Here is an 11,623-nt window from a genome sequence, read left to right on the forward strand (position 1 = left end):
TCATACCTTTCTTTACTTTAACGTATTTAGCACTTTATCTAAATGAAGCAAAATAAGAAGGCGCTTACCGATTTTCACAACACCTGAAATGAATTCTTCTTCTAATGAACCAACCACTTCAGGTTGCGGTTCAATTGATTCCTTTGGTATATCCATTACATCATTAGCTGCATCAACGATAAATCCAACTTCCATTTCATCCAATGAAATAATGATGATTCTAGTACTTTCATTATCCGAAGAAGTATCCAAGTCAAAGCGTTCGCGTAAATCAATGATTGGCGTTACTACACCTCGTAAGTTGATAACACCTTTCACGTATCTCGGTGTTTTTGGAACACGTGTAATATGCATTGTTTTTTCAATTCCTTGTACTTGACTAACAGGAATTGCGTACTCTTTATCTGCCAATTGAAAAACAATTACTTTCAAACTTTCTACATCGAGCGTATTTACCATCATTTACACCTCTTTCGAGAATTTCATTATTTAATAAGCGCGTTACAGTCTACGATTAATGCAACTTTCCCGTTCCCAAGAATTGTTGCACCAGAAATAGCAAAGACATTTGTTAAATAATTACCTAAAGCTTTAAGTACAATTTCTTGTTGCCCGATAAATGAATCAACAACTAGTCCAGCCATTTTCTCACCTTTACGGACGATGACCACTGAATGGAACTCTTCATCTATCGCTTCATTACGTGGTACTTCAAAGATTTCTTCTAAAAATACAAGAGGCACAACTTTGCCGCGGAAATCAATTACTTTTTGATTATGCGCATTCATAATATCCGAAGAGCGAATAATTGATGTTTCGATAATTGAAGATAAAGGAATTGCATAAATCTCTTTATCAATTTCCACAAGCATTACAGAAATAATAGACAATGTTAATGGTAGTTGAATTGAGAATAATGAACCTTTACCCTCAGTCGATTCGATTGTAATATTCCCACCTAAAGATTCTATTGTGGATTTAACTACATCTAGTCCTACACCACGACCTGATACGTCTGAAATAACGTCTGCTGTTGAGAACCCAGAAGATAAAATTAATTCATTAACTTGATTGTCTGTCATTGAAGCTGCAACTTCTGGCGTTACAACACCTTTAGAGATTGCTTTAGACAATACTTTTTCACGGTTAATACCTGCACCGTCATCCTCTAATTCGATGAAGACATGATTACCGCTATGATAAGCACGCAGAATGATTGTACCTTCTTCTGGTTTACCTTTTGCACGTCGTACTTCAGGGCTTTCAACACCATGATCTAAGCCATTGCGAATTAAGTGAACAAGTGGATCACCGATTTCATCAATAACTGTACGATCTAATTCTGTTTCAGCTCCGATAATTTCTAGATTTACTTTTTTGTTTAATTCACGCGTTAACTGGCGCACCATTTTAGGGAAACGATTAAATACTGTTTCAACTGGCACCATACGCATAGTTAAAATAATATTTTGTAAGTCCCCAGAAATTCGGGACATTCTTTCAACTGTTTCATTAAGTTCGCTATGATTTAACTCTGACGCGATTGACTGTAAACGCCCACGATCAATTACTAACTCCTCAAACAGATTCATTAAAATATCAAGTCGTTCAATATTTACACGAATGGTTTTACTAGTAGCGTGACCACCACCATTTTTTGCAGGTGTCTTTTTAGCAGCAGGTGCATCAACAGATTCTTTTTTCACTACCTGTTGCTGTAGTTGTTCTACAACGGCTTGTACAACTTGTGGTGTTTCTACCGTTCCAAGCATTGCTTGATTTAAGACTTGGAAATCGACTGGCTGTACAACGACACGATCTACTTCAGATACTTTTAACAATTTTTTCTCTATATCTTCAGCTGGCTCTTTTGTTATAAAGGCAATATAGAAATCATTATCAAATTGCTCTTCTTCAAGCTTTTCAACAGAAGGAGATGACTTGATAACATCACCCAATTTTTCAAGTAATTCAAACACCATATATACGCGTGCTGCTTTTAATAAACAATCTTCACGTAGATGAACTGAAATTTCATATGTGTTAAAGCCTTGTTCTTGTGATTGTTGAATTACCGTTAATTCAAAGTCATCGTATTCAAGTAACACTGCGGATTCAACAATTGTAGTTGCTGCCACTTCATTATTTGAAATAGTATTAGTAATTACTTCACCTAATTCTATTTTCTTTAGGGATTCAACAGTTGCACTTACATCCTTTTTCCCATCTCCACCGCTTGCAATATCGTTAACCATTTCTTCAAGATGGTCTACTGATTCAAAGACAACATCCAAAATCTCTGGTGTAACCTTAATCTTTTCGTTACGAATCGCATCTAAAACATTTTCCATTTTATGAGTTAAATCAGCTAAATCTTCGAAGCCCATTGTCGCTGACATACCTTTTAATGTATGAGCATTACGGAAAATATCATTCACAATTGCTAAATCATTTGGGTTTTTCTCTAATTCTAGTAGGCTTTCACTACAAGACTGAAGATGCTCTTTACTTTCGTCAATAAACACTTCTAAATATTGATTCGTATCCATAGAATGGCCCCCTTTAAGGCAAATATTTCATTATTGTTTCTGCAATATCATCTACATTCGCTACTTCATCAACTAAGCCCGTTTCAAAAGCTGCCTTAGGCATGCCATACACAATACATGTATTAGCAGATTCTGTAATAGCAATTACTTTCCCAGTATTTTTCAACTGAATTAAACCCTTCGTTCCATCGGCGCCCATTCCCGTCATAATAACGGCTACTTTGTCAATTTCATTGAATTGACAATTATCTTCAAAAAGTACGTCGACAGATGGTCTATGTCCCCCTCGAGGTGGCTCTTGATCATCTAGTACGATGCCATAAGACATACCTATTTTACGAAGTTTCATATGATAACCACCGGGAGCAATGTAAGCAACTCCATTTTGCAAAATGTCACCATTTTCAGCTTCTCTCACAGTAATATCAGACAGTTGATCTAATCGATTGGATAGTGACTTTGTAAAACCAGCAGGCATATGTTGCACAATTAGGATTGGCGCTTTGATGGTTGCCGGTATTTTAGTAATGACTTCTTGTAAAGCTCTTGGACCTCCAGTCGAAGTACCAATAAGTATTATTTTCTTAGAATGAGCTGACCATTCCTTTTTGACTTGCGTTGCAACTGTTTCAGCCATTCTTTCCTGTTGCTGAACTTTCGGTCCCTTTCGTGATAAAAGAACAGAATCACTCAGTTCTCCAGCAAATTTAGTTGTATTTGATTTGACAATTGTTTGCTGAAGTTTTGAAACTTGTACATTAGCAGCATGCTCAACTTTATATACAAGATCATTTTTGATTTTATGTAAATCAAGCGAAATTGTACCACTTGGTTTAGCAATAAAATCAACAGCACCATTCGCCATTGCTTCTAGAGTCGAATCAGCACCCCGTTCTGTTGTACTTGAAAGCATAACAACAGGAACCGGTGATTCTGCCATGATTTTTTTAAGAGCTTCTAAACCATTCATTTCTGGCATTTCAACATCCATAGTCACAACATCAGGCTTAAGACTTTTAATCTTGCGTAGTGCGTCATTACCATTACGAGCCGTGCCTATAACTTGTATTTTAGTATTATCCGTAAAAAAATCTGAAATGAGCTTCCTCATAAAAGCAGAGTCATCAACGATGAGTAGCTTTTTTGGTTGAGAAATGTTCAACTAATCACGACCTTTCGAGAAAATACTTTTCAATTTAGACAAAAACTTATTCGTCTGGGCAGGTGCATCTACTTCTTCAATGCATTCTTCCATATAACGATAAGTAATATCTCGTAACGTTTTCGTAATTGGCGCATTTGGAAATAAAATTGAAAAGGGAACTTGTTTGCGAACAGCTTGTCTTACAAGTGGATCTTCAGGTAAAGACCCTAACACAGTGACTTCTTTTGACAAAAATCGTGACATAGCATGGCTTAAACGTCTAAGGGCATCAGGACCTTCTTCTTGATCCATAGTACGATTACAAAGAAGATAAAACTTTTTCTCCGGATCTTTATAGTGAATATATTTCATCATAGAATAAGCATCTGTAATTGATGTTGGTTCAGTAGTAGAAATGACAATAATATCTTCAACTGCGACTAACAAATCTAAAGACCAATTAGTTGCTCCCGCTCCCATATCAAACACTATGTAATCAAATGACTTTTGCAACATTTCGAATGCTTCAATCAAACGATTAAACATTTTATCAGACCATTCTATTAGCCCAATCATACCCGTACCGCCTGAAATATATTGCAAACCATTAGGCCCCTCAAAAATAACCTCTTGTAATGAACAATCCCCCTGTAAATAGTCCTTTAAACTTTTCCTAGCGCTTTCACCTAAAAGAATATGAATATTACCCATTCCAATATCCATATCAACAATGACAACTTTTTTACCATGGGAGGCTAAAGTATTAGAAAAATTCGTTGTGAAATTGCTTTTTCCAACGCCACCTTTACCACTTACAACTGCAATAGATTTCCCTATTAATCCCTGGCTTCGCAACATATACATTCTTAAAGATTCTGCTTGATCTCTCATTTCCTATCTCCTTGAAAGAACAATTCAACTACATTTTCAAAAGAGGCCTCCTCAATATCCTCTGGTACTTCTTGACCAGTTGTATAGTAAGCAAGTCCTTTATTATATTTAACCATTAAATTAATCATTGAGCCAATAGAATTTGTTTCATCAAGCTTAGTGAATATTAGTTTAGTAATAGGAAATTCCAAAAATTGTTGAATAATCGTTTCCATATCTCGCTCTTTTGATGTCATTGAAAGGACTAAAAAGCTTTCCATATTCTGTTCAAAATTCATTAATTCTTGTAAATCTTCTACGTACTTCACTTCTTTGTAGTTTCGCCCAGCTGTATCTATAAAGATTAAATCGAGATGATCAAATTTTTCTAACGCATGTTCATAGTCTTGTTTGTTGTAAACAATCTCTACAGGTGCTTGCAATAAGTTCGCATACGTTTTCAACTGTTCAATCGCAGCAATTCTATACGTATCGGTCGTAATGAAACCTATTTTTTGTTTCTTCTCGAGTACTGCTCTAGCAGCCATTTTAGCAATTGTCGTTGTTTTACCAACTCCAGTTGGCCCTAAAACGTTTATATATTTTTTTTCATAAGAAATACCACCGAAAGGAAGCTGCTCAATATTAGCTACTAGAGATTCTTTTGCGAGTTTGAAAAGCTCCTCTTGCGATAAATCTCCTTTACTATTTTTTATAATTGCAAAAAGCTCATCACCAATACATGTGACAAGCTCTTGATTTAGCTCCTGTTTCTCTAGTTGTTCAATAAGAGGTAAGAGTTCATCTGGATACTGGGCCCCTACAGAGTGTCGTTGCATTGATTGCATAAGTAATTTCAAATCAGCTATTTCTTTTTTGATTTCTTCAGAATTTTGATCTGAATGAATACTTTTTTCAATCAAAGGCTGAACTGGAGCTAGAAGAGGCGCAGATTCTCTTACATCTGCGCGATCTAGCCCTGCTACCACTTCAATACTTTTCTTTTTAAATAATCCTAAAAAACCTTTTGAATACACTACTTTTGAATTGACAATGACTGCATCATCACCAAAATCAGCACGAACTTTTTTCATTGCGGCTGGCATTGACGGTGCTACATATTTTTTCATTTTCATTCAACATTCACCACCCCAACACTTTGGATCTCAATTGATGCTTCCAGTTCATTATACGAAAGAATTGGAATTTGAGGGAAATATCTCTCTGTCAATTGTCGTAGGTACATTCGAACAGCTGGTGAACATAAAATCACCGGAGATTGTTCAAAGAATGCAATACGCTCTATTTCTCTTGCAATAGATTCTAGTATCGCTTGAGAATCTTGTGGATCCATCGCTAAATAATTTCCGTGATCCGTTTGTTGAATACTATCTGCAATCATTTTTTCCACTTTAGCAGCCACAGTTAATACTTTTAGCTCCGGCTGACTGCCTGCATGCTGAGTAGTAATTTGACGAGCAAGTGCTTGGCGGACATACTCAGTAAGAACATCCACATCTGATGTTAACTTTGAATAATCTGCTAATGTCTCAAAAATGATTGGTAAATTGCGAACTGAAACATTTTCTTCCAACAATTTCGCCAATACTTTTTGAATCTCACCAATTGATAATGGCGTTGGTGTTAACTCTTCTACTAAAATTGGTGCTGATTCTCTTAAATGATCGATTAATTGTTTTGTTTCTTGGCGACCAAGTAAGTCTGAAGCGTTAGCACGAATAATTTCAGTTAAATGAGTAGAAACAACACTAGGCGGATCCACTACTGTATAACCAAGCATTTCAGCCTCCTCTTTTACTTGATCAGTAATCCATTTTGCAGGTAGACCAAATGAGGGTTCTACTGTATCTATCCCTTCAATTGAGTCATCATCTCCAGGACTCATTGCTAAGTAGTGATCTAATAATAGTTCACCCTGCGCAAGTTCGTTCCCTTTTATTTTGATGCGATATTCATTCGGTTGTAATTGAATATTGTCGCGAATACGAACAACAGGTATGACAATCCCTAACTCAAGCGCAAGTTGTCGTCGAATCATTACAACACGATCTAATAAATCTCCACCTTGTGCTGCATCTACTAATGGGATTAATCCATAACCAAATTCAAATTCAATCGGATCAACATTCAATAAATTAATGACATTTTCCGGACTTTTCAGATTATCAGTAGCCACTTCTTCTTCAATTTCTTGTAATTCTTCAATTTCTTCTTGTTTTTGATGACTTATACGGTATGCTACGAATGCAAGTAGCCCAGCTAATGGAACTGTATAAATTAATTCAATTGGCGTTACAATACCTAACAGAAAGATTGTAGCTGCTGCAATATACAACAACTTTGGATTAGAAAGCAATTGCCCTGTAATATCTGTACTTAAATTACCATCAGAAGCTGCTCGCGTAACTACAATACCTGTTGCTGTAGAAATTAATAGCGCTGGAATTTGCGATACTAAACCGTCACCTACTGTTAAAGTAGAGAACAAATGCACTGCTTCAGAGAACTCTAAATCCATTTGCACAACGCCGATAATCATTCCTACAAGTAGGTTAATGATGACAATAATAATACCTGCAATGGCGTCCCCTTTAACAAATTTTGTGGCACCGTCCATAGCTCCGTAGAAATCTGCCTCATTACTTACTTTTTCACGTCTTTGACGAGCATCTGTTTCAGAAATTAAACCTGCATTTAAATCGGCATCAATCGCCATTTGCTTACCTGGCATCGCATCCAATGTAAAACGAGCTGCAACTTCAGAAACACGCTCAGACCCTTTCGTAATAACGATAAATTGAATGATAATCAAAATTACGAACACGACTAAACCGACAAGAATATTACCGCCTACAACAAAGGTACCAAATGTTTCAACTACATTCCCAGCTTCACCACCACTTAAAATTGCTCGGGTTGTCGAAACGTTTAATCCTAAGCGAAACAATGTAAGTAATAAAAGTAATGATGGGAATATTGAAAATTGAAGTGCCTCTTGCATGTTCATAGCTGTTAATAAAACTAATAACGCTAGCGATATATTAATAATAATGAGAAAGCTTAACATCCACGGAGGTAGAGGGATAATGAGCATCGCTACAATTAAAATAACTGCCGATAATACCCCTATGTCGCGAATTTTCATACTTGTCCCTCCTGCTTAAAACTTTAAATTTTGCGTTTAATACGGTATACATAAGCTAAAACTTCCGCAACCGCTTTGAAAAACTCGTCTGGGATGCGGCCCCCAACTTCCACTTGATCGTACATTGCTCTAGCCAGTGGTCTATTTTCCACCATCACAACATCATTTTCTTTGGCAATCAATTTAATCTTTTGTGCGATAAAATCGGTCCCTTTAGCAACAACTTTTGGCGCATCCATGTTTTCATCATCATACTGCAGTGCGATTGCATAATGGGTTGGATTGGTAATAACCACGTCCGCTTTAGGTACTTCCGACATCATACGACGCATAGCCATTTCACGTTGACGTTGTTTTATTTTTGATTTTATGAGGGGGTCACCCTCAGTATTTTTATATTCATCTTTAATATCCTGCTTGGACATTTTTAAGTTTTTTTCATAATCAAACTTCTGATAGAAATAATCCAAGATTGCCACACAAAACAATGTAAGTGAAGCTGCAATCCCCATTATTACAGTTAATTTTCCAACAGTTATTAAAGTGACCCACGGAGATTTAAAAGACAAACTTAGTACATCATCTATATTCATAAGAAGAATAACTGTTGTAACCGATCCGATAAAGGTTATTTTTAAAACTGATTTTAGTAACTCAATAATAGCTCTCATTGAGAACATTCGTTTTAATCCTTTAATTGGATCAATCTTCTTTAAATCAAATTTTAATGACTCTGTTGTAAAAAGTAATCCAAATTGAAAGAAGTTTCCCGCGAGACTAGCAATTACCGCAATCACCATGATTGGTAATAAGACAAATGCCATCTCAATCATAACCTCTTTATAGACTTCCATAACTGAGCTAATCGAAATAGATTCAACTAACAAGTATCGACTAAATGTTTGTTTAAAAAACGCCATGAAACTATCTCGCATAAATGCGGCGCCAAATAATAAAAATAAAAAAACAGATAGGAGGACAATTGCACTTGTGACATCCTGACTTTTTAATACTTGACCTTTTTTCCGGGCATCTAGTCTTTTCTTTGGCGTTGCTTTTTCAGTTTTTTCTCCCGCAAAAAATTGTAAGTCAAGACGAATATATTGCATCTTATCCACCACCTATTAGAACCATAAAATCACGCATACTAACAATCATAATATTAAATAACTTTTGAATAACAGCTACCATTACACCCATCATTGTTACAAGAACAAGAAAACTCACACCAATTTTGATTGGAAAGCCAACCACAAAAATATTCAACTGAGGAACTGTTCTAGCTGTTATCCCTAAAGCAATATCAACTAAGAATAAAGTAGCAACAATTGGGACAGCCATTTGAAAAGCAATACCAAACACTGTAGCAAACATTTTAATAATAAATTCAGTGGAGTTTTCTGATCCAAAGGAAGGCCACATTTCACCAATTGGCAAGTATTCATAACTATAATAAATACCATCCAATAGTAAATGATGCCCATTGATACCTAGCAACACTAGCAATGCCAGTGTATTAAAGAATTGCCCTAAGAGAGGACTTTGTGCTCCTGTCTGTGGATCTATAATATTCGCAATAGCAAAACCCATTTGGAAGTCTATAAAACTTCCTGCTATTTGGATAGCTGACATAATCATATAGGCAATTAAGCCGATAATTAAACCAACCATGGCTTCTTTCATTACTAATAATATGTATTCCCCGTTTACTTCCATAGGAGTAACGTCAATTGTGTAGTACATCATCCATGCAATTACTGCCGCTAATGTAAGTCGCATTTTGGACGGGATTGTTTTATAAGAAAACAAGGGGACCGTTATAAAAAATGCCGAAATTCGCACTAGAATGAGCAGGAACACCGTTACTTTTGGTACTAGTTCTTCCATTCGCTCACCCTACATATCGCAGTAAATTTTCAAAAATATCTGTTGCATACGAAGTCACTTGCGTAAGCATCCAAGGTCCAAAAAACACAATACCGACTAAAACAGCTATAATTTTCGGCACAAATGCAAGCGTTTGCTCTTGAATTTGTGTCGTTGCTTGGAAAATACTGACTGCCAAACCGGTAATTAAAGCGATTAATAATAAAGGCCCTGAAGTAAGTAGGACAACCATGATCGCACGTTCTGCAACTGAAATGACCATTTCACCTGTCATATTGATTCATCCCCTAAAAGCTTTGCAGCAATGATTTCATTACAAGATACCAGCCATCTACAAGTACAAATAATAGGATTTTAAATGGCAGTGAAATCATAACTGGCGGTAACATCATCATACCCATAGACATTAATACACTTGCGACAATCATATCGATTACAAGGAATGGTATGAATATCATGAAACCAATTTGAAAAGCAGTTTTAATCTCACTTAACGCAAAAGCAGGTACTAATGTAGTTAATGAAATATCCTGAATTGTTTCAGGACGTTCTGCACCAGAATATTTTATAAACAAATCTAAATCCTTCTGTCTTGTATGCTGACTCATAAAGTCTTTAAATGGCCCACTCGCTTTGTCGTAAGCTTCATCCAATGTGATTTTCTCATCAAAAAGAGGCTGTAATGCTTCTTTATTCACTTCTTGGAATGTTGGTGCCATGATAAAGAATGTTAAAAAAAGTGCCAATCCAACGATTACTTGGTTTGGAGGCATTTGTTGCGTAGCTAAAGCTGTACGTACGAACGATAGGACTATAACAATCCTCGTAAAAGATGTCATTAGTATTAATATACTTGGTGCTAATGATAAGACTGTTAGCATTAACATCAGTTTTACAGAAGTAGAAACATTGGTTGGATCGCTGTCTGAGAAATAATTAACTAAATCACTCATTCTTTATCGCTCTCCTTTTGCTTCCACTCATTCAAATCTTGACTACGTTCAGATTTTATTTTCGAGATTTTTTGTTGAAAAAGATCTTTGAATTCTTCGTTTGGCTTTTCATCTACTTTAGATGAAGGTCGCACTTTTTCTTTGAAACTAGTAAAAAGGTCTGCAATATACGGAACTTGATTTGCAAATTCTTGTTTATCGTTATATAAGGTCATTAGACGCTCTTTTTCGACCTCATTTGAGATTTCCTTAAGAATATGTACATCCTCACCTACGCCAACCAAATAGAGCGAATCTCCTACTTTTAAGAGCTGCACAGATTTCTGTTGACCTAAAGATAGTCCACCCAAATTTTGCATCAATTGATTATGTTGATATTTTTGGTTGCGACTATTCACAAACTTTAACATTCCGTACAATAGTGCTACTACAAAAACAAGAGCTAGGACCATTTTAATATAATCCCATGGAGACAAGCCGACAGCTGTCGATTGTGTGTTTTTATCGACAGCTGTAGTTGAATCCTCTTCACATTCATCTGGGTCTTTTAAGCATTTATCAACCATTTCACCCGATTCAGCAAAAGCTGGTGTCGGATGTAACATAGGATTTATAAATGCAATTGTTATTAATGATGCACACAACATCAGTTTCAATAAGGCTTTATAAAACATTCTGATCAACCTAACGCTTTTTGGATCGCTTCGATAACACGGTCAGCTTGGAAAGGTTTTACGATAAAGTCTTTTGCACCCGCTTGGATTGCATCGATTACCATTGCTTGTTGTCCCATTGCTGAGCACATAATAACAATTGCACTTGGATCTTTTTCTTTAATAGATTTTAATGCGGCAATTCCATCCATCTCAGGCATAGTAATATCCATTGTTACTAAATCTGGTTTTAATTCGTTGTACTTCTCAATAGCTTGAGCGCCATCTCCAGCTTCCCCTACAACTTCAAAACCATTTTTTGTTAAAATATCCTTGATCATCATGCGCATGAAAGCTGCGTCATCCACAATTAAAATCCTTTTAGACATGTCTAACTCCTC

12 protein-coding genes are annotated in these 11,623 nt (G+C 36.1%); all 12 read right to left on the reverse strand.

All coding sequences use genetic code 11. The features are described 5' to 3' along the window. Positions 1-12: 12 nt before the first annotated feature. The 12 genes from AC3IS5_RS15675 to AC3IS5_RS15730 are packed head-to-tail and all read right to left on the reverse strand — an operon-like array spanning position 13 to position 11,611. Positions 13-459, reverse strand: coding sequence for a chemotaxis protein CheW (locus AC3IS5_RS15675; RefSeq protein ID WP_489427915.1), 447 nt, complete (start codon positions 457-459; stop codon positions 13-15). A gap of 26 nt (positions 460-485) precedes the next feature. After that, on the reverse strand, positions 486-2,549 hold the full coding sequence (locus tag AC3IS5_RS15680; protein WP_489425240.1) for a chemotaxis protein CheW: 2,064 nt from the start codon (positions 2,547-2,549) through the stop codon (positions 486-488). Between the two features lie 13 nt (positions 2,550-2,562). Beyond that, positions 2,563-3,660 carry a protein-glutamate methylesterase/protein-glutamine glutaminase gene (locus tag AC3IS5_RS15685; protein WP_489427916.1) on the reverse strand — a complete coding sequence of 366 codons (1,098 nt, stop codon included), beginning with the start codon at positions 3,658-3,660 and terminating at the stop codon, positions 2,563-2,565. 51 nt (positions 3,661-3,711) lie between these two features. Continuing rightward, complete coding sequence (locus AC3IS5_RS15690) at positions 3,712-4,584, reverse strand: MinD/ParA family protein (protein WP_489425241.1); 873 nt, start codon at positions 4,582-4,584, stop codon at positions 3,712-3,714. Then, positions 4,581-5,699 carry a flagellar biosynthesis GTPase FlhF gene (flhF, locus tag AC3IS5_RS15695; RefSeq protein WP_489425242.1) on the reverse strand — a complete coding sequence of 373 codons (1,119 nt, stop codon included), beginning with the start codon at positions 5,697-5,699 and terminating at the stop codon, positions 4,581-4,583. Before flhF ends, AC3IS5_RS15690 begins: the two co-directional genes overlap by 4 nt. Continuing rightward, positions 5,696-7,729 carry a flagellar biosynthesis protein FlhA gene (gene flhA / locus AC3IS5_RS15700; RefSeq protein WP_489425243.1) on the reverse strand — a complete coding sequence of 678 codons (2,034 nt, stop codon included), beginning with the start codon at positions 7,727-7,729 and terminating at the stop codon, positions 5,696-5,698. The genes flhF and flhA overlap by 4 nt, the downstream gene beginning before the upstream one ends. A gap of 23 nt (positions 7,730-7,752) precedes the next feature. After that, positions 7,753-8,838 (reverse strand): flagellar biosynthesis protein FlhB, encoded by a 1,086-nt coding sequence (flhB, locus tag AC3IS5_RS15705; RefSeq protein WP_489425244.1) that lies wholly within the window; start codon positions 8,836-8,838, stop codon positions 7,753-7,755. A gap of 1 nt (position 8,839) precedes the next feature. Further along, positions 8,840-9,616 carry a flagellar biosynthetic protein FliR gene (gene fliR, locus AC3IS5_RS15710; RefSeq protein WP_489425245.1) on the reverse strand — a complete coding sequence of 259 codons (777 nt, stop codon included), beginning with the start codon at positions 9,614-9,616 and terminating at the stop codon, positions 8,840-8,842. Positions 9,617-9,620: 4 nt separating this feature from the next. Then, complete coding sequence (gene fliQ, locus AC3IS5_RS15715; protein WP_038184135.1) at positions 9,621-9,890, reverse strand: flagellar biosynthesis protein FliQ; 270 nt, start codon at positions 9,888-9,890, stop codon at positions 9,621-9,623. A gap of 13 nt (positions 9,891-9,903) precedes the next feature. Next, a complete protein-coding gene (fliP, locus tag AC3IS5_RS15720) occupies positions 9,904-10,569 on the reverse strand; it encodes a flagellar type III secretion system pore protein FliP (protein WP_489425246.1) in 666 nt (221 codons plus the stop codon). Continuing rightward, positions 10,566-11,243 (reverse strand): flagellar biosynthetic protein FliO, encoded by a 678-nt coding sequence (locus tag AC3IS5_RS15725; RefSeq protein ID WP_489425247.1) that lies wholly within the window; start codon positions 11,241-11,243, stop codon positions 10,566-10,568. Before AC3IS5_RS15725 ends, fliP begins: the two co-directional genes overlap by 4 nt. Positions 11,244-11,248: 5 nt before the next feature. Further along, positions 11,249-11,611 (reverse strand): response regulator, encoded by a 363-nt coding sequence (locus AC3IS5_RS15730; protein WP_489425248.1) that lies wholly within the window; start codon positions 11,609-11,611, stop codon positions 11,249-11,251. Between the last annotated feature and the right edge of the window lie 12 nt (positions 11,612-11,623).

Source organism: Viridibacillus sp. KH_047, assembly GCF_057838945.1.